The organism is Streptomyces sp. NPDC047061 (assembly GCF_040643955.1).
GTDB lineage: Bacteria > Actinomycetota > Actinomycetes > Streptomycetales > Streptomycetaceae > Streptomyces.
Genome location: NZ_JBEYVI010000008.1, coordinates 120,832 through 144,862, shown reverse-complemented (window position 1 = coordinate 144,862; position 24,031 = coordinate 120,832). Strand labels below are relative to the sequence as shown.

General features: G+C 72.6%; 20 protein-coding genes and 1 tRNA gene. 14 read left to right on the top strand and 7 right to left on the bottom strand.

Annotation, left to right across the window (positions count from 1 at the left end):
- Window positions 1-30 precede the first annotated feature (30 nt).
- The 5 genes from ABZ887_RS15270 to ABZ887_RS15250 all read left to right on the top strand — a co-directional run bounded on the left by ABZ887_RS15270 (window position 31) and on the right by ABZ887_RS15250 (window position 6,820).
- Window positions 31-924, top strand: coding sequence for an FAD binding domain-containing protein (locus ABZ887_RS15270; protein WP_361288428.1), 894 nt, complete (start codon window positions 31-33; stop codon window positions 922-924).
- Window positions 921-2,606: a 2Fe-2S iron-sulfur cluster-binding protein gene (locus tag ABZ887_RS15265; protein WP_361288425.1), complete on the top strand. Its 1,686-nt coding sequence runs from the start codon at window positions 921-923 to the stop codon at window positions 2,604-2,606. Before ABZ887_RS15270 ends, ABZ887_RS15265 begins: the two co-directional genes overlap by 4 nt.
- On the top strand, window positions 2,603-4,915 hold the full coding sequence (locus tag ABZ887_RS15260; RefSeq protein WP_361288422.1) for a molybdopterin cofactor-binding domain-containing protein: 2,313 nt from the start codon (window positions 2,603-2,605) through the stop codon (window positions 4,913-4,915). The genes ABZ887_RS15265 and ABZ887_RS15260 overlap by 4 nt, the downstream gene beginning before the upstream one ends.
- Complete coding sequence (locus ABZ887_RS15255; RefSeq protein WP_361288419.1) at window positions 4,912-5,448, top strand: AAA family ATPase; 537 nt, start codon at window positions 4,912-4,914, stop codon at window positions 5,446-5,448. The genes ABZ887_RS15260 and ABZ887_RS15255 overlap by 4 nt, the downstream gene beginning before the upstream one ends.
- 202 nt (window positions 5,449-5,650) lie before the next feature.
- Complete coding sequence (locus ABZ887_RS15250) at window positions 5,651-6,820, top strand: SUKH-4 family immunity protein (protein ID WP_361288416.1); 1,170 nt, start codon at window positions 5,651-5,653, stop codon at window positions 6,818-6,820.
- 60 nt (window positions 6,821-6,880) lie between these two features.
- Here ABZ887_RS15250 and ABZ887_RS15245 read toward each other — a convergent pair whose 3' ends face one another.
- From ABZ887_RS15245 to ABZ887_RS15235, 3 genes are read right to left on the bottom strand one after another with little or no spacing between them, the layout of a single operon-like run.
- Window positions 6,881-7,603, bottom strand: coding sequence for a response regulator transcription factor (locus ABZ887_RS15245; RefSeq protein WP_361288413.1), 723 nt, complete (start codon window positions 7,601-7,603; stop codon window positions 6,881-6,883).
- The gene (locus ABZ887_RS15240; RefSeq protein ID WP_361288667.1) at window positions 7,600-8,730 is read right to left on the bottom strand and encodes a histidine kinase; all 1,131 of its coding nucleotides are present in this window, start codon (window positions 8,728-8,730) and stop codon (window positions 7,600-7,602) included. The genes ABZ887_RS15245 and ABZ887_RS15240 overlap by 4 nt, the downstream gene beginning before the upstream one ends.
- Before the next feature lie 44 nt (window positions 8,731-8,774).
- Window positions 8,775-9,614: a type II CAAX endopeptidase family protein gene (locus ABZ887_RS15235; protein ID WP_361288410.1), complete on the bottom strand. Its 840-nt coding sequence runs from the start codon at window positions 9,612-9,614 to the stop codon at window positions 8,775-8,777.
- A 299-nt stretch (window positions 9,615-9,913) separates the two neighbouring features.
- Between ABZ887_RS15235 and ABZ887_RS15230 the strand changes: the two genes are divergently transcribed.
- The 3 genes from ABZ887_RS15230 (at window position 9,914) to ABZ887_RS15220 (ending at window position 11,970) form a co-directional block, all read left to right on the top strand.
- Window positions 9,914-10,582, top strand: a complete 669-nt coding sequence (locus ABZ887_RS15230; RefSeq protein ID WP_361288407.1) for a DUF3566 domain-containing protein — start codon at window positions 9,914-9,916, stop codon at window positions 10,580-10,582.
- 372 nt (window positions 10,583-10,954) lie between these two features.
- Entirely contained in the window at window positions 10,955-11,278 is a 324-nt protein-coding gene (locus ABZ887_RS15225; protein WP_361288404.1) for a hypothetical protein, read from the top strand.
- 368 nt (window positions 11,279-11,646) lie between these two features.
- The gene (locus tag ABZ887_RS15220; RefSeq protein ID WP_361288401.1) at window positions 11,647-11,970 is read left to right on the top strand and encodes a hypothetical protein; all 324 of its coding nucleotides are present in this window, start codon (window positions 11,647-11,649) and stop codon (window positions 11,968-11,970) included.
- A 255-nt stretch (window positions 11,971-12,225) separates the two neighbouring features.
- Here ABZ887_RS15220 and ABZ887_RS15215 read toward each other — a convergent pair whose 3' ends face one another.
- The 3 genes from ABZ887_RS15215 to ABZ887_RS15205 form a co-directional block, all read right to left on the bottom strand.
- Window positions 12,226-12,399, bottom strand: a complete 174-nt coding sequence (locus ABZ887_RS15215) for a hypothetical protein (protein WP_361288398.1) — start codon at window positions 12,397-12,399, stop codon at window positions 12,226-12,228.
- Between the two features lie 197 nt (window positions 12,400-12,596).
- Window positions 12,597-12,782 carry a three-helix bundle dimerization domain-containing protein gene (locus ABZ887_RS15210; protein ID WP_361288664.1) on the bottom strand — a complete coding sequence of 62 codons (186 nt, stop codon included), beginning with the start codon at window positions 12,780-12,782 and terminating at the stop codon, window positions 12,597-12,599.
- 121 nt (window positions 12,783-12,903) lie between these two features.
- Window positions 12,904-12,975: transfer RNA gene (locus ABZ887_RS15205), tRNA-Cys, on the bottom strand.
- Window positions 12,976-13,266: 291 nt separating this feature from the next.
- Between ABZ887_RS15205 and ABZ887_RS15200 the strand changes: the two genes are divergently transcribed.
- From ABZ887_RS15200 to dapE, 6 genes are all read left to right on the top strand, one after another.
- Window positions 13,267-14,892: an IS200/IS605 family accessory protein TnpB-related protein gene (locus ABZ887_RS15200; protein WP_361288394.1), complete on the top strand. Its 1,626-nt coding sequence runs from the start codon at window positions 13,267-13,269 to the stop codon at window positions 14,890-14,892.
- Window positions 14,893-14,974: 82 nt separating this feature from the next.
- Complete coding sequence (locus tag ABZ887_RS15195) at window positions 14,975-16,420, top strand: MFS transporter (RefSeq protein ID WP_361288391.1); 1,446 nt, start codon at window positions 14,975-14,977, stop codon at window positions 16,418-16,420.
- A 339-nt stretch (window positions 16,421-16,759) separates the two neighbouring features.
- Window positions 16,760-18,553, top strand: a complete 1,794-nt coding sequence (locus tag ABZ887_RS15190) for a DEAD/DEAH box helicase (protein WP_361288388.1) — start codon at window positions 16,760-16,762, stop codon at window positions 18,551-18,553.
- A 374-nt stretch (window positions 18,554-18,927) separates the two neighbouring features.
- Entirely contained in the window at window positions 18,928-19,569 is a 642-nt protein-coding gene (locus ABZ887_RS15185; protein ID WP_361288385.1) for a helix-turn-helix domain-containing protein, read from the top strand.
- A 365-nt stretch (window positions 19,570-19,934) separates the two neighbouring features.
- Window positions 19,935-21,386 carry an amino acid permease gene (locus ABZ887_RS15180; RefSeq protein ID WP_361288382.1) on the top strand — a complete coding sequence of 484 codons (1,452 nt, stop codon included), beginning with the start codon at window positions 19,935-19,937 and terminating at the stop codon, window positions 21,384-21,386.
- Complete coding sequence (gene dapE / locus ABZ887_RS15175; RefSeq protein ID WP_361288379.1) at window positions 21,383-22,429, top strand: succinyl-diaminopimelate desuccinylase; 1,047 nt, start codon at window positions 21,383-21,385, stop codon at window positions 22,427-22,429. Before ABZ887_RS15180 ends, dapE begins: the two co-directional genes overlap by 4 nt.
- Here dapE and ABZ887_RS15170 read toward each other — a convergent pair.
- Window positions 22,407-23,954: a helix-turn-helix domain-containing protein gene (locus tag ABZ887_RS15170; protein WP_361288376.1), complete on the bottom strand. Its 1,548-nt coding sequence runs from the start codon at window positions 23,952-23,954 to the stop codon at window positions 22,407-22,409. The genes dapE and ABZ887_RS15170 overlap by 23 nt on opposite strands.
- Between the last annotated feature and the right edge of the window lie 77 nt (window positions 23,955-24,031).

Genomic DNA, 24,031 nt, shown 5'->3' with positions numbered 1-24,031 from the left:
AGGTGGGGCAGCGGGAAGGGGCAGCCGGTTTTGACCACGCACGTACCGCAGGCGGCGCAGTCCGTCACGCTGCCCACGACGCTGAACGAGGCAGTGGCGGCCCTCACCGCCATGCCCGCCGCCGTCCCCGTCGCGGGCGGCACCGACCTCATGGCCGCCGTCAACTCCGGACAGCTCAGGCCCGCCGCCCTGGTCGGCCTCGGCCGGATCAGCGAGATCCGCGGCTGGCAGTACCAGGACGGCAACGCACTGCTCGGCGCCGGCCTCACGCACGCGCGCATGGGCCGACCCGACTTCGCGGCCCTGATCCCGGCGCTCGCCGCCGCCGCGCGGGCCGCCGGTCCGCCGCACATCCGCAACGCCGGCACCCTGGGCGGCAACATCGCCACGGCCGCGCCCACCGGCGACGCGCTGCCGGTGCTCGCCGCCCTGGAGGCGACGCTCGTCATCGCGGGACCGGGCGGCTCCCGCCGGGAGATCCCGGTGTCGCACCTGCTGGCCGGCGTGGAGATGCTCCGCGCGGGCGAGCTGATCGGCTTCGTGCGGGTGCCGCTGCTGCACGCCCCGCAGGTCTTCCTGAAGGCGACCGGCCGCACCGGCCCTGGCCGCTCGGTGGCCTCCGTGGCGCTCGTCCTCGACCCCGCGCGGCGCGGCGTCAGATGCGCCGTCGGCGCCATAGCGCCGATGCCGCTCCGGCCCCTGGACGCCGAGCAGTGGGTGGCCCGGCTGATCGACTGGGACAACGACCGCGCGCTCGTCCCGGAGGCGCTGGCCGCCTTCGGCGAGTACGTCGCGGCCGCCTGCATCCCGGACCCGGCCCCCGAGCCCGACGGTTCGGTGCCGGCGCTTCCGCCCGCCGTACTGCACCTGCGGCGCACCGTCGCCGCGCTGGCCCGACGAGCACTGGGGAGGGCGCTGTCATGACCGACGACCAGCATGGAGAGGGCGCCCCCTCCGGCGGCGGCCGCTGGAACCCGCTGCCCCAGGGGGACTACGACGACGGCGCGACCGCCTTCGTGAAGCTCCCCGAAGGCGGCATCGAGGCCCTGCTGTCCGCCGACAGTCCCCTGGCCGCGCCCGGACACGGCTATGTGCCGCCGCAGATAGCGGCCGCGCCCGGCACCGAGACCTGGGGCGCGCCGGCCGACGGCACCCGGTGGCCCGACCCGAACGCGGTCCCCCAGGAGCGGCCCGCCGACGACCGGTTCACGTACAACCCGGCCTCGACCCAGCAGTGGACGTACGAGGAACCGCCGCCCGCGCCCGGTCACGATGTGACCGGCCAGTGGTCGATCCCGGTCGCGACCGGCGACGCTCCGGACGAATCGGGCGAGTTCACCACATCCGCGCTCATGGAGCAGTGGGGCGGCACGCCGCCGGCCACCCTGCCGGGCGGCGCGTCCGCACCGTGGGCGACCGAGCCCCCGGCGTGGGAACACCCCGTGGGGGCCCCTGGATCGCCCGCTGAGCCCCGTGCGGGCCACGGCGACACGCGGGCCCCTGGTCTCGCCCCCGGGGCCGCCGGTGCGCCCCCTGTGGCCGACGTGCCGGCGAGGGACGAAGGGGGCGAAGCGGGCGATACCGGCGAACTGCGGGCAATCCGCGAGTCGCCTGATGCCGACGGAGCCGACGCGCCCCACGCCGCCGGCGGAGACCCCGCCCACGATCCGCAGGCCGCCGACGGCGAGTCCGCCCCACCGGGGCCACCCGCACCCGACGACGAAAGCGGCACGGGCGGTGCGGCCGGGAAAGAACACGCCGAAGGCGAAGCCGAGGCGGTCGACGACCACCCCCTCGCCTCCTACGTCCTGCGCGTCAACGGCGCCGACCGCCCCGTCACCGACGCCTGGATCGGCGAGTCCCTGCTCTACGTCCTGCGCGAACGCCTCGGCCTCGCCGGCGCCAAGGACGGCTGCTCGCAGGGCGAGTGCGGCGCCTGCAACGTCCAGGTCGACGGCCGCCTGGTCGCCTCCTGCCTGGTCCCCGCGGTCACCGCGGCCGGCAGCGAGGTCCGCACGGTCGAGGGCCTGGCCCAGGACGGCCGCCCCTCGGACGTGCAACGCGCCCTCGCCCGCTGCGGAGCCGTCCAGTGCGGCTTCTGCGTCCCCGGCATGGCGATGACCGTCCACGACCTGCTGGAGGGCAACCCGGCCCCCTCCGAGCTGGAGACCCGCCAGGCCCTGTGCGGCAACCTCTGCCGCTGCTCCGGCTACCGGGGCGTCCTGGACGCCGTCAACGAGGTCGTCGCCGAACGCGAGGCACACGCCGCCGCCGACGCTGAGACGGACGGCGACGAGGCCCGTATTCCGCATCAGGCGGGACCGGGCGCCGGCGGCGTCAACGCGTCGGCGTTCGACTCCCCGGGCACCTTCGGGGCCGGAATCCAGATCCCGCACGAGCAGTCGTACGACCAGTCGTACGGTGGCAACCAGACGTTCGGCGGCGACCAGTCGTACGGCGGGAACCAGTCCTTCGGCGGCGACCAGTCGTTCGGCGGCGACCAGACGTTCGGCGGGAACCGGACGTTCGGCGGCAACCAGTCGTTCGACGACCAGAGCCAGAGCTACGACGACCAGCCCTACGGCCCGGACGGAGGCCAGGCGTGACCAACGAGACCGTCACCACGACCACGGCCGCGGAGACCCCCGTCCCCGCTCCCGAGCCGCTGCCGCACGGCCTCGGCGTGTCGCTGCCCGCCGCCGACGCGGGCGCGAAGACCGAGGGCACCTTCCCGTACGCGGCCGACCTGTGGGCCGAGGGCCTGCTCTGGGCGGCCGTGCTGCGCTCCCCGCACCCGCACGCGCGCATCGTGTCCATCGACACCAGCCACGCGCGCGAGATGCCCGGCGTACGGGCCGTGATCACCCACGAGGACGTCCCCGGCACCCCCCGCCACGGCCGCGGCACCCCGGACCGCCCGGTCTTCGCCTCCGAGGTCGTACGGCACCACGGCGAGCCCATCGCGGCCGTCGCCGCCGACCACCCGGACACGGCCCGGATGGCCGCCGCCGCCGTCATCGTCGAGTACGAGATGCTCGACCCGGTCATCGACCCCGAGCAGTCCTTCGAGGCCGAGCCGCTGCACCCCGATGGCAACCTGATCCGGCACATCCCGCTCCAGCACGGCGACCCGGACGCGACCGGCGAGATCGTCGTCGAGGGCCAGTACCGCATCGGCCGCGCCGACCCCGCCCCCATCGGCGCCGAGGCCGGACTCGCCGTGCCCCGCCCCGACGGCGGGGTCGAGCTGTACCTGGCCTCCACCGACCCGCACACCGACCGCAACACGGCCGCCGCCTGCTACGGCCTGTCCCTCGAACAGGTGAAGATCGTCGTCACCGGCGTGCCGGGCGCGACCGCCGACCGCGAGGACCAGGGCTTCCAGCTCCCGCTCGGCCTGCTCGCCCTGAAGACCGGCTGCCCGGTCAAGCTCACGGCGACCCGCGAGGAGTCCTTCCTCGGCCACGCCCACCGCCACCCCACCCTGCTCCGCTACCGGCACCACGCCGACGCCGAGGGCAAGCTGGTCAAGGTCGAGGCGCAGATCCTGCTCGACGCGGGCGCCTACGCCGACACCTCCGCCGAGTCCCTGGCCGCGGCCGTCTCCTTCGCCTGCGGCCCCTACGTCGTCCCGAACGCCTTCATCGAGGGCTGGGCCGTCCGCACCAACAACCCGCCCTCCGGCCACGTCCGCGGCGAGGGCGCCATGCAGGTGTGCGCCGCCTACGAGGCGCAGATGGACAAGCTGGCGAAGAAGCTCGGCCTCGACCCGGCCGAGATCCGCCTGCGCAACGCCCTCGCGACCGGCGACGTCCTGCCCATCGGCCAGACCGTGACCTGCCCGGCACCGGTCGCCGAACTCCTCCAGGCGGTACAGGACTTCCCGCTCCCCGCGCTGCCCAAGGACACCCCCGAGGACGAGTGGCTGCTGCCCGGCGGCCCCGAGGGCGCGGGCGAGCCGGGCGCGGTGCGCCGGGGCGTCGGCTACGGCCTCGGCATGGTGCACATGCTCGGCGCGGAGGGCGCCGACGAGGTCTCGACGGCCACCGTCAAGGTCCACGACGGCATCGCGACCGTGCTCTGCGCGGCCGTGGAGACCGGCCAGGGCTTCACCACGCTGGCCCGCCAGATCGTCCAGGACACCCTCGGCATCGACGAGGTCCACGTGGCCCCCGTCGACACCGACCAGCCCCCGGCGGGCCCGGGCTGCCGGGGCCGCCACACCTGGGTCTCCGGCGGCGCCGTCGAACGCGCGGCCAAGATGGTCCGCACCCAGCTTCTGCAGCCCCTCGCCCACAAGTTCGGCATGTCCACCGAGCTGCTCCAGATCACCGACGGGAAGATCACGTCGTACGACGGCGTCCTGTCGACCACCGTGACCGAGGCGCTGGACGGCAAGGAGCTGTGGGCCACCGCCCAGTGCCGCCCGCATCCGACCGAGCCGCTGAACGCCGAGGGCCAGGGCGACGCCTTCGTCGGCCTCGCCTTCTGCGCGATCCGCGCGGTCGTCGACGTGGACATCGAACTCGGCTCGGTCCGCGTCGTGGAGCTCGCCGTCGCCCAGGACGTCGGCCGGATCCTCAACCCGGCGCAGCTCAACGCCCGTATCGAGGCGGGCGTCACGCAGGGCGTGGGCATCGCCCTGACGGAGAACCTGCGCACCCCGCGCGGGCTGATCCGCCACCCCGACCTCACCGGATACGCCCTGCCGACCGCCCTCGACGCCCCCGACATCCGGATCGTCAAGCTCGTGGAGGAGCGGGACGTGGTCGCCCCCTTCGGCGCCAAGTCGGTCAGCGCGGTGCCGGTGGTGACATCCCCGGCGGCCATCGCCTCGGCCGTCCGCGCCGCCACCGGCCGCCCCGTCAACCGCCTCCCGATCCGCCCGCAGGCGGCGGTGGTCACGGGTCTGTGAGCCTCTCCGGGGTCGTGGTGATCGCGGGGGTGATGGCGTCCGGCAAGTCGACGGTGGCCCAGGCGCTGGCCGAGCGGTTGCCGCGCGCCGCGCACGTCCGCGGCGACGTCTTCCGCCGGATGATCGTCTCGGGGCGGCAGGACTACACCCCCGACGCCGCCGAGGAGGCCACGGCCCAGCTGCACCTCCGGTACCGCCTGTCGGCCGCGACGGCGGACGCGTACGCCGAGGCCGGGTTCACCGCGATCGTCCAGGACGTGCTGCTGGGCCCGGAGCTGACGTCGTACGTCGGCCGGATCCGCACCCGCCCGCTGCACGTCGTCGTCCTGGCCCCGAGCCCCGAGGCGGTGGCGGCGAGGGACGCGGCACGTCCGAAGACCGGATACGGGCCCGCGTGGACGGTCGCCGATCTGGACGCGGAACTGCGCCTGCGCACCGAGCCGTTGGGGCTGTGGCTGGACACCTCGGAGCTGACCGTGGAACAGACGGTGGAAGCGATTCTCACCGGGACGGAACGGGCGAGGGTCCTCTGACGTCTCTTCTGCGGGGCGTTGTCAGTGCCGCGGCGTAGTGTTCTGGGCAGTGGGGACGACCGTTCCGGAGGGGAAGCCCGGACGGCCCGCCATGCCCCGCTGACTTCGACGCAGGACGCACCACGCACCACTCGACTCGACCTTCTTGCTACTTACTACTTGCTATTTGCACGACTTGAACACATTGATCGCGGGGGCAGCGATGAGCACGATCAGCACGACCGGCAGCGGTGCGACGGCGATCACGCTGACCGAGGCAGAACTGGACCGCTACATCACGCACGAACCCACCCGCAGCCGGCTCGCCGGCCCCGGACTGCCCGACAGCGGCGGCCTGCTGACGTTCGAGCCGCTGCGCACGGTCGGCCTGCGCACACTGGCGGACGTCACGGACGGCCCCTCCCGGCTCGCGGAGGAGCTCCGGGACCGCCTGGTGATAGGGGAACTGCTGGCCCCGGCCGGCCTGGACCCGGAGTCGATCCTCCTCGACGGCGGCACCGGCGAGATCTCCACGGCCTACCTGGTCGACCCCACCGACCCGCGCCCGCTGGCGCCCTCGCTGGAGACGCTGCTGCGCTTCGCGGCGGTCACCGAGGAACTGACGGGCCTGCGCGGCCGTTTCGCCTCCCTCGCCGGGACGTACGGCACGAAGGCGGCGACCGAGGCCTCCCGCAAGCTCCTGGAGCTCTTCGAGGAGGGCACCGCCGGCCGCGTCCCGCCGTACTGGAAGGCGACGGCCCTGATCCGCCCCCTCAGCCTGATCGCGGGCCCCGGCACCGACTCCGGGCTGGCCGTCGACCTGCCGGCCCGACTCCTCGACCAGGAGTTCGGACAGGGCCGGGTGGCCCGCTTCGAGGAGGTCGACTTCCCGCCCACGCTCACCCACGAGCCGACCCGCCGCTTCCTGCGCGAGACCGGCATCCCCGAGGACGCGGTCCTCTTCCACCTCGACCCGGACGGCCCGCTCCCCACCCTCTGGGAGTACTTCACCGACATCCACCCGGGCGGCTTCCCCCTGGACGACCTCCCGCCCCACGCCGACCGGCTCATACGCCTCGGCCACCTGGTCGAGGACAACAGCCTCGTCGTGGACGGCACCACGGGCGCGATCCTCAACTTCTCCGAACCCGAGGCGACCCTCTATCCCCTCAACACGGACATCTCCACGCTCGCCTACACCCTCTGGCTCCTGCACCACGAGCGCACCATCGACGAGCACCTGAACCACGAACTCACCACGGAGGCCTACGACCAGCTCGCCGCGACCATGCTCCACACCCTCGCGGCCATCGACCCCACCCCCGTCACGACGGACGCCGACTGGCACTACTGGACGGAGCTGTTCCAGGACGAGGCCGGCGGGGTGCTGTAACGGCGGCCGTGGCGGGGCAGGTCAGGTTGGGTCGGAGGCCGGGGCAGGGCGGGTCGCGGGTCAGGTCACCAGGCCCTGGCGGTAGGCGTAGACGACGGCCTGGACGCGGTCGCGCAGCCCCAGCTTGGCGAGGATGCGGGACACGAAGGTCTTGACGGTCTCCGGGCTGAGCACGAGGGCCGCGGCGATCTCACCGTTGGAGAGGCCCTCCGCGATCAGCCGCAGCACCTCCAGCTCGCGCGGGGTCAGCGGAACGCCGTGCGGGGTGCCGCCGTCCGCGGGGCGGATGCGGGCGGCGTAGCGGCCCACGAGCTGCCGGGTCACCTCGGGGTCCAGCAGGGCCGCGCCCGTGGCCACGGTCCGGATGCCGTGCAGCAGGCGGTCCGGCGGCGCGTCCTTGAGCAGGAAGCCGCTGGCGCCCGCGCGCAGGGCCTCGTAGACGTACTCGTCCAGGTTGAACGTCGTCACCACGAGCACCTTCACCGGATGCGGCACCCCGGCACCGGCGAGCAGCCGGGTGGCCTCGATGCCGTCGAGGACCGGCATCCGGACGTCCATCACGACGACGTCCGGACGCAGCCGGGCGGCGAGGTCGACCGCGGCCCGCCCGTCCCCGCACTCGCCCGCCACCTCCAGGCCGGGCTGGGCGTCGATGATCGTCGCGAGGCCGGTGCGGATCAGCACCTGGTCGTCGCAGACCAGGACCCGGACCGGTGCCTCGCCGCCGCCGGCGGTCACGCCGTTCGTGCTGCTCGTGCCGTTCGTGCTGCTCGTGCCTGTCATGCCGGGCTCCCCGCGGGTATCCGGGCCCGGACGACGAAGCGGCCGTCGTCCGCGGGCCCGGCGCTGAACTCGCCGCCCAGCACGGCCACGCGCTCCCGGAGACCGGCCAGGCCCCGCCCGCTCCCGCCCAGGGACGCCGGGGCCGGGCCGGACCCGTCCGTGCCGACCTCCACGGTGATCTCCTTCCCGCCGTGCTGCACCCGGACCGAAGTGCGGCTGCCATGGGCGTACTTGAGGGCGTTCGTCAGAGCCTCCTGCACCACCCGGTAGGCCACCAGGTCGGCGCTGCCGGTCGGCTCCGTCGGCATGCCCTCCTCGGTGAACTCCACCGGCTGCCCGGCCCGCCGCGTCTGCTCCACGAGCGTGAGCAGCCGGCCGACGGGCGGTGTCCTGCCCCCCGTACCACCGCCACCGGTGTCCGTGCCGTGGTCGGGATTGAGCAGGTCGAGCAGGTGGCGCAGGTCGGAGATGGCCCGCCGTCCGGTGTCAGTGACGGCGGTCAGCGTCTGGTCGAGGCGGTCCGGCGCGGCGGTCAGATACCGGGCCGCCTCCGCCTGCACGACCATCGCCGTCACATGGTGGGTCACCACGTCGTGCAGCTCACGGGCGATCCGGGTGCGCTCGGCGGTGCGGGTGTCCTCGGCGACCCGCCGCCGGCGGTCGGCCTCCGCGGCCCGGGTGGAGCGCAGCCACGCCCCGACGCCCCACGCGAGGACCAGCGCCAGATAGAACGTCACGAACCCGCTCACCGTCTCGCCCCCCGACCCCAGCCGGTACAGCGCCACCGCCAACGGCACGTAGGCGACGGAGAACAGGAGCGCGGCGGACCGCCGGTGCCGTTCCAGATGGGCGCCGGTGCTGATCAGGGCGAGCGGCAGCGCGGTGCCCGCGACCGAGTGGTAGCCGCGCAGCTGGTCGACGGCGAAGCCGAGGGACACCAGGGCGAGGGAGACGGCCGGTCGGCGCCGGCGCGCGGCCAGCGGCAGGCACTCCAGGCCGAGCACCGCGATGGTCAGCGCGTCGAAGGGCCGGGTCGGCAACTCCCCGACCTGGGTCCCCTTGCCGTGCAGGGCCGGCAGGAACGACCCGGCCAGGAGCAGCAGTCCGAGCGGAAGATCCCGGACCATGACATCGAGCCGGTGCCACCATCCGGGCGCCCGCCGAGGACTGATCACCGGGGCAGTGTAGCGACGGAGCCGGCCGGGACGTCCCGGCGCCGACGCGGCACCACATGCCCCCGCCGCTTGGCGAGCCACAGGAACGCGACCGTCACCAGCACCCCGAACACCACCGAGTACACACTCGCCTCCGGCCCGAACTGCCCGCCGGTGACCAGCTGCGAGCCCGAGGTGGTGGCGTCCAGCAGCCCCCGCTGCGCTCCGCCGCTGCCGGAGACCTCGGTGCCGAAGATGCCGGACTCGGCGAAGTTCCAGCCGAAGTGCAGGCCGATCGGCAGCCAGAGGGTGCGGGTGGCGGCGTACGCGGCGCCGAGCATGCCGCCGGCCTCGATCGCGATGGCGAGGGCGCCCCACACGGTCGCGTCCTTGTTGAGCAGATGCATCATCCCGAACAGCGCCCCGGTCGACACCAGCGCGATCCAGGTCCCGGTGCGCTCCTCGACGATCCGGAACAGCACGCCCCGGAACAGCAGTTCCTCCGTCACGGCGGCAGCGGCCATGTACCCGACGACCCCCACCGCACCCCCCACCGAGCCCACCCCGTGGACGGAGTAGTCCCCGAGGAAGGCAATGTTCCCGATGACGCACGCGAACGTCACCACGCCTATGGCCACCCCCCGCCCGAACGCCGCCCGGGCACCGGCCCGCCCCACCTCGCCGCTCGGCCGGTGCTCGGTCCGCCGTACCACCCACCCGTAGACGAGCACCGCGACCACGGCCGTCAGCAGGCCGAGGACCAGGGTGAGGAACCAGTTCTCCTGCACCGCGGCGACAACCTGCCCTCCGACGAAGGCGACCGCCGCGACCGCCAGGAGCTGCCAGACCAGCCTCATGATGACTCCCTCACAGGATCCGCAGCCCAGGCGCTGCGACTGGTCCGAACGCTACGGATCGGCCGCCCCGGGATCGTCACCACGCAGTGGACACCTGCCCGTAGCTCGCACGGGGGACAAGCGGGGACCACGGCCGGATCCTCCGACTGTCCGACTGACCGGACCCTCTGACTGAATCGGCCGTCACCGTGCCTCTCAGGGCCGGCGACGCTTCCCCGCTCACTCACCGTCACCGCCGGGGATGCGGGGGTGCACGCCTCCACCTAACGTCGCAGGTGAGGACCAGCCAGGGAGCGGACATGAGCCGAACCAAGCGCAGCAGGACCCGCGGCACGACCCGTAAGCCGGTGCCGAGGATCTCGTCCCACAGGGTGACGTCACCGACGGCGCCCACTCCGACGGCACCCGAACGCGGGTCGTCCCAGCCGGCGCCGCCCCGTGAGCACGCCTTCCCGCACGGCCCACCGCGCCGCCCCACCCGCATGCGCATATCCGGGACCAACCCGTGGTCGGTCACCGTGATGAGCTTCTTCTTCCTGACGGGCCTGGGTGTGTGCGTCCTGGGCGCCGCGCTCGCCACGTCGCTGCTGCTGGACATCGTGGCCCCGGGCGACTGGCCGACGCCGTGGGAGACGCTGGTCGTCGCCACCGGGGTAGTCGCGCTGGAGATCTTCCTGGGCACCGTTCTGGCCTGCCTGTGCGGCTTCATGTACAACTACACCGCCCGGTTCAGCGGCGGTGTCGAAGTGGCCCTGACCGGCGACCTCACCGATCCACCACCGGCCGCCCAGGCCCTCCGACTCCTGACACGGCTGCACGTGCACGCCCGACGGCACCTGGACGCCTGGCTGCCGGCCAACCCCTTTGCCGCCGGACGCCTTTCCCGCCGACGAGACCGCGCCCCATCCCCACCCGAAGCCGACGCCTCAGCCGCAGCCGACGCCGACCCCCGCCCCCGGCAGCCGTAGCCACCCGGACAACGACGAGGGCGGCCCCCCTTCCGGGATGCCGCCCTTTCGTTTTACCTGGTCAGGTCAGGCAGGTCAGGCAGGTAGAGGCCGTGACCGGAATTGAACCGGAGTAACTCGCTTTGAAGGCGGGTGGCCGAGGTCGGCTATCGAGCAGTTCGCGCGCGACTGCGGAGAAGTCGCCGGCTGCCTTCTTGGCGGGCTTCCTGAGGGGTTGTCTCGTAATGGACACGCGATGAGGAGTTTCACTTCTCCGGCGTCTTGCCATTTAAACTTTGGCCGTCACACAGCGTGAGAGATGACGTGAGAAGGACAAACGAAATGCTGCGTACGCGTATGCGTAGGCTCCCGCGCCCCCTTGTGCTCCGTGCGATGCTCATCACCACCCTCGTCGTGCAGTCGATTGCGCTCATCGTCCAGGACGCGCAGCTCGACAGTCTGCGCGTACAGCACGTCGACCTCCAGGCGCAAGGCGTCGCACCCGGCCCCTCCGGCCCGCCAGGCCCGTCGGGTCCGCCGGGCGTTACCGGCCCGGCAGGAAGGAACGGGCAGGACGGGAGGAACGGCGTGAATGGGAGGCCCGGACAGAACGGGAGACCCGGCAGGAACGGCAAGAACGGAAAGAACGGCAAGGACGGCAAGGACGTTTTTGCCACTCCGAGGCCTACCGTCACCGTCACCCTGAGCCGCAACTGAGCCCCACGTTCGCCATGGGTACGTCAAGGATGGGATTCGGTACCCCGCAGACGAGCGCGTATGCCGCGCGTTGGGGCCGCACTCACCCTCGCTCGGGCTTCGCCTTGATGACGTCGCTTTGAAGGCGGGTGGCCGAGGTCGGCTATCGAGCAGTTCGCGCGCGACTGCGGAGAAGTCGCCGGCTGCCTTCTTGGCGGGCTTCCTGAGGGGTTGTCTCGTAATGGACACGCGATGAGGAGTTTCACTTCTCCGGCGTCTTGCCATTTAAACTTTGGCCGTCACACAGCGTGAGAGATGACGTGAGAAGGACAAACGAAATGCTGCGTACGCGTATGCGTAGGCTCCCGCGCCCCCTTGTGCTCCGTGCGATGCTCATCACCACCCTCGTCGTGCAGTCGATTGCGCTCCTCGCCCAGGCCGGGGAGATCGACAGTCTGCGGGTGCAGCACGTCGACCTCCAGGTACATGGCGACGCAGTCGGTCCCTCCGGCCCGCCGGGCCCGTCGGGTCCCGCCGGCCCTGCCGGCCCTCAAGGAAGGAACGGGCAGGACGGCAGGAACGGGCAGGAGGGGAGGAACGGGCGGGAGGGCCAACAGGGCAGGGACGGCCAGGACGGCGAGGACGGCCAGGACGGCAAGGACGCTGTTGCCACTCCGAGGCCCGCCGTCACTGTCACCAAGATCCAAAACTGAACCCGTGCCCCGTGTCGCGAACGCGTCCGCGTGTCTCTTGGTCCCTGCCGTTCCACCGTTTCCCCGCGGGATCTGGTGCGCCAGTGGTGCGAGTCGCCCTTCCTCCGTCAACTTCCGCAGGACGGCCCTCTGGTCGAGCAGTCTCCAGTGCCGTCGTGCGGTGATCGACAAGCTCACGGCGTTCACGGCCGCTCCCGGGCGGGCGCGCGACGAGGGGGGAAGCTTTCTCAACTCCCTGCTATTTACACCCTTCCATCACTCAGCGTGAGGGACAATGTGGGAAACGTAAAAGAGAAACTGCTCAAGCGGCGCCCCCTCGTGCTTGGTGCCGCCCTGATCGTCGCGCTTGTCGCGCAGTGGGGCGCGCTCGTCGCCCATCAAATGCAGATCGACGACATGTGGACAGGGAACGTCGAACTCCAGACGCACGGCCTGGAGATGGGCCCTTCCGGTCCGCCAGGCCGCACCGGTCCCCCCGGTCCGCCCGGCGCCACCGGCCCGCAGGGCAGAAGAGGAGCGGACGGGCGGCCCGGGAGGGACGGGGAGGACGGGGAAGACGGGGACGATGGGAGGAGAGGACACCACGGAAGAAACGGGAGAAGCGGCGTAGTGGTAACTCTGCACAACTAGTGCCCCGACAGGCGACGTTCGCCCCGTCGCGACGTCTGGCAGTTGGGTGTGACTCCCGTCGGGCGCTCGACCAGTACAGGAATGAACTCGCGCACCGGCCGATCCGTGGATGACGCGTAAGCCTCGGCGACGGCTGCTTTGACCTCGGCCTGACTGCGCGTCGCGCCGAACGCGTCGTTCAGGCGTTTGCCCAGGAGGGTGCTTCTCGGCCACTGCAGCCCCTGGACTGCTGAGACGGGCGGTCAAAAGGATGACACCCCCGGAGGGGTGCCGCCCTTTCGTTTTGCCTGGTCAGGAAGTCAGAGGCCGTGGCGGGAATCGAACCCACGTAACTCGCTTTGCAGGCGAGTCCCTAAACCACTCGGGCACACGGCCGTGTCGGTGATCTGAAGGTACGGGGGTGCGGGGGAGGGGCTCAAGGGGGCGGGCGGGGCTGCAACGGGACTGCCATACGGCGTTCATGAACCGGGGGACCGGGGGTTGTGAGCAGGTCGCGATCGACGGTGCTTGAACGCGTTCTGGCGTGCATGAGTGAGTCTTCCGGGCAACTGGCGGGCGCGCTCTGGGTGGGGAACGGGAGTTCTTGCATCGAATGTGTGACCTTTGCCGGTGGTGGTCGTTGGACGTGATGACGGATTTCTGTGACACCGGACCGGGGGTGAAGGGGTGGGGGGACTGCGGGAGGTGGCGGCGCCGTTCGTGGTGCCCGGCCCTGCGGGGGTTGCGGTCCGTGCCCGGCTCAAGGGCCTGATGGGCGAGGACGAGAAGGTGCTGGGCCTGGTCGGTGACCACCTCGCATCGCTCGCCTCCCGTGATCTGAGGACCAGGTGCGCGGCCGGGCTGGAGCACGACAGCGAGCAGTGGGCGCAGCGCAAGCGTGTCCTGACCGGGGAGTCCTCCTCGCGCTGGGCCGGGTCGGTCACGAAGGCCACCCACGACCAGTGGGCGCTCGCCCGGCGCGGCCAGCTCGCGCATGTCCAGAGCCTTCAGGCAGGGGTACGCACGATCAGCCACCGGCTGTCCCTGCCCCTGGGCGAGAAGGGAGGCAGGGGTGTTCCGGGTGGCTACCGCTCGCGCAAGGAGTGGTTCGCCAAGTCCCGCCGTCTGCACGTCCTGGAAGACCGGCTCCAGGCGGTGCGGGCCGACTGGCAGGCAGGTGTCGTGCACGTGGTGCGGGGCGGCAAACGGCTGCTGACCACGCGCCACCACCTTGGCGCCGCCGGGCTTGGCGAGGAGCAGTGGCGCACGCGGTGGCAGGCCGAACGACGGTTCCTCCAGGCTGACGGCGAGTCCGGCAAACGCTACGGCAACGAGACCATCCGCGTCAGCCCCGACGGCGAGGTCTCCCTCAAACTCCCCGCGCCGCTGGCGCATCTGGCCAACGCCCCGCACGGCCGGTACGTTCTCACCGCCAAGGTGTCGTTCGCGTACCGGGGTGAGCAGTGGGCCGACCGGATCACCGCGAACCGGGCCGTGGCCTACCGCATCCATGAGGACACAGGCCGGAGCCGCTGGTACCTGACCGCCTCCTGGACCATCCCACCCGTCCAGACGATCCCGCTGAAGGCGGCCCGCGCGAACGGTCTGGTCGGAGTCGACACCAACGCCGACCACCTCGCCGCCTGGCGCCTCGACGCACACGGCAACCCGGTCGGCGAACCGCTCCGCTTCGGCTACGACCTCACCGGCACCACTCAGCACCGCGACGCGCAGGCGAGGCACGCGCTGATCCGGCTTCTGCACTGGGCCAGGCGCCACGGCCTCGCGGTTGCCGTCGAGGACCTCGACTTCACCGCCGAGACCACCCGGGAGAGACACGGCCGCAAGAAGCGGTTCCGCAGGCTCATCTCCGGCATGCCCGTGGCCAGGCTGCGGGCCCGGCTGGTCAGCATGGCGGCCGAACTCGGCATCCCGGTCATCGCCGTCGACCCGGCCTACACCTCCCGGTGGGGTGCCCAGCACTGGCAGAAGCCCCTCACCAGCACGAACAGGAAGACCACCCGCCACGACGCTGCTGCCGTGGCGATCGGAAGGCGCGCCCTGGGGCACCCGATCCGGCGTCGGACGGCACCGCCCCGTGCACACCAGAGCGATGTGCACGGGCATCGGACCGTCCAGGCCGGCCGGCGTACTCCCGGGCGTGAGGGACCCCGCCCCCGTATCCCCGGACCACGGACACGATCCGTGCCGCCGGACGCGGCGAGTACGCGGGCAACCAGGACATCCAAAACCGTTCGGGGTGTCCGCAGCGACCAGGTCTGGGTCCAAGACTCACTCCTGCTCACTGATTAGGAACGGTGTACGACCAAGGTCGGAGGCGGGGTGGGGCTTGCGACAGGGGTCAGAGTGGGGATTGGGCCTTACCGTGGTCGGTATGACCGCCCTTGAGCCGAGCGACGCCGTCGTCGCAGACGAGACCGCCGACAGTGTCGATGACGAGCAGGGCGTGCTGGGGCGGTCGTACCGGGCGCTGAGTGTCGGGATCGTGTCCGTCGTGCTGCTGATCGCCTTCGAGGCGACGGCCGTCGGGACGGCGATGCCCGTCGCGGCGCGGGAGCTGGACGGGGTGTCGCTGTACGCGTTCGCCTTCTCCGGGTACTTCACGACCAGCCTGTTCGGGATGGTGCTGGCCGGGCAGTGGTCGGACCGGAGGGGACCGCTCGGGGCGCTGACGACGGGGATCGGGGCCTTCGCCGCCGGGCTGGTGGTGGCCGGGACCGCGCAGAGCATGTGGGTGTTCATCGCGGGGCGGGCCGTGCAGGGGTTCGGCGGCGGGCTGGTCATCGTCGCGTTGTACGTCGTCGTGGGGCGGGTCTACCCGGAGCGGTTGCGGCCCGCGATCATGGCCGCGTTCGCCGCGGGGTGGGTGGTGCCGTCCGTCGTCGGGCCGCTGGCCGCCGGTGCGGTGACCGAGCAGCTCGGGTGGCGGTGGGTGTTCCTCGGGATTCCGGTGCTCGTGGTTTTTCCGGTGGCGCTCGCGCTGCCGCAGATACGGCGTCGGGCCGGAGGGCCCGTGGCGGACGGGGGGCCCGGAGCCGGAGCCTTCGACCGGCGGCGGATCCGGCTCGCCTTCGGTATCTCGCTCGGTGCTGGGCTGCTGCAGTACGCGGCCCAGGATCTGCGGTGGCTGTCGGTGATACCCGGGCTGGTGGGTGGTGCACTGCTGGTGCCCGCCGTGCTCGGGCTGCTGCCCCGCGGTACGTACCGGGCGGCGCGAGGCCTGCCCTCCGTCGTCCTGTTGCGCGGGGTCGCGGCCGGCGCCTTCATCTCCGCCGAGTCCTTCGTGCCGCTGATGCTGGTGACCCAACGGGGGCTGTCCCCCACCCTCGCCGGATTCTCGCTGGCCGCGGGCGGGGTGACCTGGGCGGTGGGCTCCTGGGTGCAGGCGCGGCCGCGCATGGAGCCGTACCGGGAGCGGCTGATGACCCTGGGGATGGTGCTGGTGGCGGCGGCGATCGCCACGGCGCCGACGGTGCTCGTGCCCGGCGTGCCGGTGTGGACCGTCGCCGTCGCCTGGGGCTTCGGCTGCTTCGGGATGGGCCTGGTGATCGCCTCGGCCAGCGTGCTGATGCTGCGGCTCTCCGCCCCGCAGGAGGCCGGCGCCAACTCCGCCGCCCTGCAGATCTCCGACGCCCTCTCGAACGTCGTCCTGCTCGCCGCGACCGGCGCGGCCTTCGCGTCCCTCGGCGGCGGCAGCATGACGGGGGCGGCCGGCTCCGGTTCGCATCCTGCGGCCTTCGCCGTGGTCTTCCTGCCGATGGCGGGGGTGGCCCTCGTCGGCGCCTGGGTGGCGACGCGGTTGCGGGAGCGGGCGTCGTGACTCGATCGTCGGCCGTGCACCGGCCGCGGGCCCGGATGTTCGGTACGGCGGCCCACCCGGACCGGTACGACCTGGTACGACCTGGTCGTCGATGTGGCCTCCGGCGCGGAGAGCGGCGTCGGCGGCATCGCGCGGCGGCTTCGTGATCTGTGACGTGAGTCCCACCCGGGGGTGACCCGGCCTTGTCCGCGCGTTGACCGCCGTGGGGCGCCGGTAGGGTGGCCCGGTTGTCATACGTAGCCGCCCAACCCCCTTACCCCCCTTACTACGGAGACCGTGACTACCGCCCGCCCGTCGCCCGCCACCACCCTCAACGGAGGGCCCTCCGGGCCCACACCTATGTCTGCCTCTGCTTCCTCGTCCTCCCATCACCTTTCGCCGGCCTTCCCGGGCCGGGCGCCCTGGGGTACCGCCAGCAGGCTGCGTGCCTGGCAGCAGGGGGCCATGGAGAAGTACGTCCAGGAGCAGCCGCGCGACTTCCTGGCCGTGGCCACGCCCGGCGCCGGGAAGACGACGTTCGCGCTGACGCTCGCCTCCTGGCTGCTGCACCACCATGTCGTGCAGCAGGTCACCGTCGTCGCCCCCACCGAGCATCTGAAGAAGCAGTGGGCGGAGGCCGCGGCGCGGATAGGGATCAAGCTCGATCCCGAGTACAGCGCCGGACCGCTCAGCCGGGAGTACGACGGGGTCGCCGTGACGTACGCCGGTGTCGGTGTCCGGCCGATGCTGCACCGCAACCGGTCCGAGCAGCGCAAGACCCTCGTCATCCTCGACGAGATCCACCACGCCGGTGACTCCAAGTCCTGGGGCGAGGCCTGCCTGGAGGCGTTCGAGCCGGCGACCCGGCGCCTCGCCCTGACCGGTACGCCGTTCCGGTCCGACACCAATCCCATTCCTTTTGTGACCTATGAGGAGGGGCAGGACGGGATCCGGCGGTCCGCCGCCGACTACACCTACGGGTACGGCAACGCGCTCGCCGACCACGTCGTGCGCCCCGTCATCTTCCTCTCCTACAGCGGCAACATGCGCTGGCGGACGAAGGCCGGTGACGAGATCGCCGCCCGGCTCGGCGAGCCGATGACCAAGGACGCCGTCAGCCAGGCCTGGCGTACCGCGCTCGATCCGCGCGGCGAGTGGATGCCGGCGGTGCTGCGCGCGGCCGACCAGCGGCTGACGGAGGTACGGAAGGGGATTCCGGACGCGGGGGCCCTGGTCATCGCCTCCGACCAGGAGTCCGCCCGCGCCTACGCCAAGCTGATCCGTGAGATCACGGGGACCAAGGCGACCCTGGTCCTGTCCGACGACACCGGCGCGTCCAAGCGGATCGACGACTTCAGCGCGAGTGACGACCGGTGGATGGTCGCGGTGCGGATGGTGTCCGAGGGCGTCGACGTGCCCCGGCTCGCGGTCGGGGTCTATGCGACGACCATCTCCACCCCGCTCTTCTTCGCCCAGGCCGTCGGCCGTTTCGTGCGGTCCCGGCGGCGCGGCGAGACCGCCTCCGTGTTCCTGCCGACCGTCCCGGATCTGCTGACCTTCGCCAACGAGATGGAGGTCGAGCGCGACCACGCCCTCGACAAGCCGAAGAAGGACGGCGAGGAGGACCCCTACGCCGAGTCCGAGAAGGAGATGGAGGAGGCGAACAAGGAGCAGGACGAGGACACCGGCGAGCAGGAGCAGTTCGCCTTCGAGGCGCTGGAGTCCGAGGCCGTCTTCGACCGGGTGCTCTACGACGGCGCCGAGTTCGGCATGCAGGCCCACCCGGGGAGCGAGGAGGAGCAGGACTACCTCGGCATCCCGGGGCTCCTCGAACCCGACCAGGTGCAGCTGCTGCTGCAGAAGCGGCAGGCCCGGCAGATCGCGCACAGCCGCAAGAAGCCGGACACCGAGGCCGACCTGCTGGAGCTGCCGGCCGAGCGGCGGCCCGTCGTCTCCCACAAGGAGATGATGGAGCTGCGGAAGCAGCTGAACACGATGGTCAGCGCGTATGTGCATCAGAGCGGGAAGCCGCACGGGGTGATTCATACGGAGCTGCGGAGGGTGTGCGGGGGGCCGCCGAGTGCCGAGGCCACGGCGGGGCAGTTGCGGCAGCGTATTGCCAAGGTGCAGGAGTGGGCTACGCGGATGAGGTAGTCGGCCGGGTGCGGGCCGGTGGGGGTTGTTCGCGCCCGCGCGGCGGAGCCGCAAATCGACACAGCCCCGCGCCCCTTACGGGGCGCTGTTGCGAGGGCGCTGTGTACATACCGGGTCAATTCTCAGTAGTCCATACCGGTACGTGACCGGATTCTGGACGGAGGCTTCCGCTCAGCGAACCCGCTTCGCTACTGTCCGCCTACGCACACGCCCCGTGGCAGCGCCGCCGCGGAGCGCAGCCGTGAAGCGACTGGGCCCGGAGCCGCCGGGCCGTCCTGCCGATCGGCGGCCTCTGAAGCGCGTCGCTGACGGGACTCGGCGACGCATCCGCCGCGTCGGAGGTTGCCGACCTCACCACTTAAGGAGTGGGCGTCGTGACCGCGGAGACCTCTCAGACGCTCGACCGGGGACTGCGCGTCCTCAAACTGCTGGCCGACACGGACCACGGGCTGACCGTCACCGAGCTTTCCAACAAACTGGGCGTGAACCGGACCGTGGTGTACCGGTTGCTCGCCACGCTTGAGCAGCATGCGCTGGTACGGCGTGACCTGGGCGGGCGAGCCCGGGTCGGGCTGGGCGTGCTGCGCCTCGGCCGGCAGGTGCATCCCCTCGTACGGGAAGCGGCTTTGCCGGCGCTGCGTTCGCTCGCCGAGGACATAGGGGCGACGGCGCATCTGACCCTGGTCGACGGGACCGAGGCGCTCGCCGTCGCGGTCGTCGAGCCGACCTGGACCGACTATCACGTGGCCTACCGGGCCGGGTTCCGGCATCCGCTGGACCGCGGGGCCGCCGGCAAGGCGATCCTGGCCGCACGGCACAAGCCGCGCGACGATCCCGGCTACACGCTGACCCACGGCGAACTGGAGGCCGGGGCGAGCGGGGCCGCGGCACCGCTGCTCGGGGTCACCGGCGTCGAGGGCAGCGTCGGGGTCGTGATGCTGGCCGACGCCGTGCCGGAGAGGGTGGGGGCGCGAGTGATGGACGCGGCGCGGGAGGTCGCGGAGGCGCTGCGGTAGGGCGCGGGCCGGTTGGGGGGCTGGGGCCGGGGGGTGGGGACGCTCACCGGCGCTGGCCGGGTGCCTCCCCCAGCCTTCGGCCGGGGGACCCCCAGCGCCCACCCGTGCCGCCCTGCGGCACGACTGCCCGCAGCTACGACGTGCCCCGTAAGGGGCGCGGGGAACTGCGCGACCAGCCCCCATCCACCCGCACCCGCAACACCACCGCGCCACCCCCTTTGTTTCACCCGCCCATCCACATTGGCCGATCCGCCAATCCCACCCCCCGACCTCTGACCGATCCTCCCAGCCGCCCATGCCCGTTCCCTCCGCATCATCAGGGCCAGACAAGAGCCCACGGCGGAGGGAACGGCACAGTGGAGACAGTGGAGACACGGCCCCGGCGGCAAGTCGGCACCGCAGGCCGGCTCACCCGGCGGCAGTCCGTCGGCGCCCTGGTCGGCGAGGCGGACGCGAGTCCGTTGAAGCGGACCATGGGCGTCACCCAGCTCACCCTGCTGAGCGTCGGCGCGACCCTCGGCACCGGCATCTTCGTCGTGCTCGGGCAGGCCGTGCCCGAGGCCGGCCCGGCGATCGTCGTCTCCTTCGTGCTGGCCGGCGTCACCGCCCTGTTCTCGGCCCTGTCGTACGCCGAGCTGGCCGGCATGATCCCCGGTTCGGGGTCGTCGTACAGCTACGCCTACGCCACCCTCGGCGAACTCGTCGCCTGGGTGTGCGGGTGGTGTCTGATCCTGGAGTACGGCGTGTCGGTGGCCGCCGTCGCCGTCGGCTGGGGGCAGTACGTCAACGAACTGCTCGACCTCGTCTTCGGCGTCACCCTGCCGGAGTCGCTCAGCGCCCCGCCCGGCGCCGGCGGCACGCTCAACGTCCCGGCCGCGCTCATCGTCGTCCTCGCGATGGTCGTCCTGCTGCGCGGGGCCAAGGAGAGCGCCGTCGCCAACGTCGTCATGGTCGGCGTGAAGATCGCGGCCCTCGTGATGTTCTGCGCGGTCGCCTTCACCGCCTTCCACGCCGGCAACTTCCAGCCACTCTTTCCGCTCGGTGCGGCCGGGATGAGCGCGGGGGCCGCCTCGCTCTTCTTCTCCTACATCGGCTTCGACGCCGCGAGCACCGCGGGGGAGGAGGCCCGCAACCCGCAGCGCGACCTGCCGCGGGCGATCATCCTCTCCCTCGTCCTCGTCACGGCCCTGTACGTCCTGGTGGCCGTCGCCGCGCTCGGCGCGATGCCGTGGAAGCAGTTCGCGGGGACCGAGGCGACGCTCAGCCAGGTGCTCGTACGGGCGGTCGGCGGCGGCGACCTGTGGCCGATCCTGCTCTCCGTCGGCGCCGTGGTCGCCACCACCAGCGTCGTCCTCACCGTGCAGTACGGGCAGATCCGGATCCTGTACGCGATGTCCCGCGACGGGCTCGTGCCGCCGCTGTTCGCCAAGGTCCACCCGCGCACCGGGGTGCCCCGCGCCAACACCGTGATCGTCTCCTCCTTCATCGCCGTCCTCGCCGCCCTGGTGCCGCTCGGCAGCCTCGCCGACGCCACCAGCATCGGCACCCTCTTCGCGTTCATGCTGGTCAACCTGGCCGTGGTGATCCTGCGACGGCGCAATCCGGAGGCGCCCCGCTCCTTCCGGGTGCCGTTCTCCCCGGTCGTACCCGTCCTCGGCATCGGCTTCTGCGGCTACCTGCTGTTCAGCCTCGGCGCCGACACCTGGATCGCCTTCGGGGTGTGGATGGCCGTCGGCCTCGTCATCTACGGCTGCTACGGCATCCGCCACTCCCGGCTCGCCGCGCAGACCACGACCCCGCAGGACAGCCCCGCATGACCGCCCTCGACCTCACCGCCGACGTCGTCGACCTCACCCGGGCCCTCGTCGACCTTCCCTCCGAGAGCGGGGCGGAGGCCCGGATCGCGGACGCGGTGGAGCACGCCCTGCGCGGCCTCGGGCACCTCAAGGTCGACCGCGTCGGCAACACCGTGGTCGCCCGCACCGCCCTCGGCCGGGACCGGCGGGTCCTGATCGCCGGCCACCTGGACACCGTCCCGGCCGCCGGGAACCTGCCCGCCCGGCTCGCCGACGGACGCGTGCACGGGCTCGGCGCCTGTGACATGAAGGGCGGGGTGGCCGTCGCCCTGCGGCTGGCCGCCACCGTTCCGGAACCGGCCGTCGACCTCACCTTCGTCCTCTACGAGTGCGAGGAGGTGGCGGGGGAGCGCAACGGGCTCGGTCTCCTCGGGCCCGGACTCCTCGCCGCCGACCTGGCCATCCTCATGGAGCCCTCCGACGCCGGGGTCGAGGCCGGCTGCCAGGGGTACCTGAGCGCCGACGTCGTCGTACCCGGCCGGCGGGCGCACACCGCCCGCGCCTGGCAGGGCGTCAACGCCGCCCACCGGGCCGCCCGGGTGCTCCAGCGGCTCGACGACCACACCGCCGAGCGGATCGTGATCGACGGACTGGAGTACCGGGAGGGGCTCAGCGCGGTCGCCGTACGGGCCGGGGTCGCCGGGAACGTCGTACCGGACGAGTGCGTCGTCAGCGTCAACTACCGCTTTGCGCCCAGCCGTTCGACGGCGGACGCAGAGGCGTACGTACGACGGCTGTTCCCGGAGTACGAGGTCCGGGTCACCGAGGTGGTGGCCGGTGCGCCGCCCCGGCTCGACCGGGTCGCCGGGCTCGTCGAGGCGCTCGGGGCCGTGCCCAGGCCGAAGTTGGGCTGGACCGACGTGGCCCGGTTCGCGGCCCTCGACGTGCCCGCCCTCAACTACGGCCCCGGGGACCCCTCCCTCGCGCACACGGCGGGGGAGTACGTGCCGGTCGGGCAGTTGCGCGCCTGCGAGCGGAACCTCAGGGCGTGGCTGCTGCGCTGAGCCCGGCCAGCACCCGCAACTGCAGCCACAGCACCAGCCGTTCGTCGGGATCGTCCAGGTCGATCCCGACGTGCTGCCGGACCTGGCGCAGCCGGTAGCGGCAGGTGTTGGGGTGGACGGCCAGCAGCTCGGCCGCGCCCGCCATGTCGCAGCCCGCGTCGAACCAGCAGACCAGGGTGCGGGCGTACTCGGTGCCGTGCCCGGCGTCGTACGCCAGCACCCGCTGCCACGCCCCCGCAGTCAACTCCCGCCGCTCGCCGAGCACTTCGGCCAGCCGGAGCAGGGTGACCCGGGGGCGCACCTCGTCCACCGTGGCCACCGGCGACCGCGCGTCCAGCACCCGCAGCACCAGGTCCGCGTCCGCCCGGGAGGCGGCCACCCCGGCCACGTCCGGGACCAGCTCGCCCAGCCCCGCCCGGACCGGTACCCGCAGCGCCTGCCCGGCCCGCCGCACGATGTCCTCGGCCAGCGGCCGATGCCGTGCCCCCGGGCCGGGCAGCAGCGCGTACACGACCCCGTCGGCCAGCACACACGCCTGCCGCCCGTAGCGCGCCTCGCACTGCAGCCGCACGACGTCCAGCAGGCGCAGCGCGGTGCGCTCGGCGTCCGGCACGTTCGTGGCGGTGTCGAGCGCGAACGCGGCCACCCGTACCTCGCCCTCCACCCCCAGACGGGCCGCGGCGGCCGGGGCGTCCGCCGTGCCGTCGAGGAGCCGGCGCAGCAGGTCGCCGCTCTGGTGGCGGGCCAGTTCCTGCGCCGCGCGGGCGCGCAGCAGGAGCAGGGCGGCGGTGGCGGCGCCCTGCGCGAGGGTCTCCTCGGCGTCCGGCGCGAGCGCACCGCCGTCGACCACCCAGACCGAGCCGAGGGTCTCGCCGCCGGCCCGCACCGCCATCGCCAGCCGGGGCAGGTCGGCGTCCCGCAACGCCGGGAGCCTGACCGGCCGTTCGGCCGCGAACAGGGTCCGGTACTGCTCGGTGTTCTCGGCGCTGGGCGGCACCTGGAGGCCCAGGATGCCCTGCCGGCGGTCCTCGTCGACCGGCTGGCCGGCGACGGTGGAGTAGGCGAGGATCCGCTGCCGGGGGTCCTCGATGGCGGTGGCCCCGCCGACGCCCGCGGCGATCGCGTCCGCCAGCGCGAACAGGTCGCCGAGGCCGCTCCCGGGGGCCGCCGGGCGGGCGCCGATCGCCGAGGCCAGCAGCAGGTGCACGTGGTGCCAGGCGGCGTCCTCGTCGACCGACAGCAGCGCGATCCCGTGCGTCTCCGCCTCCCCGACCGGCCCGTCCGCGCCCCGCACCACCACCCCGGTCAGCCCCGCCCCGGCCGCCGCCCGCACCAGCGGCCCGGCCGCCGCCGCGCGCACCCCGACCGCCAGCAGCAGCGCCCCCGGCCGCCGGGGCAGCGGGGCGTGGGCGTCGTACAGCAGCGCCTCGGTCACCGGCACGGTCAGCCCGGCGGGGGCCGTGTGCAGCCGGACGGAGGGACCGCCGACGACGTCGAGCAGGTCGCCGAGGGTGCAGACGTCCATGGGAGTCCTCAGGGAAGCAAAGGAAGCAGGGGAGGCAGGGGAGGCAGGGGAAGTAGGCGCTTGGCCGATCTCCTCAT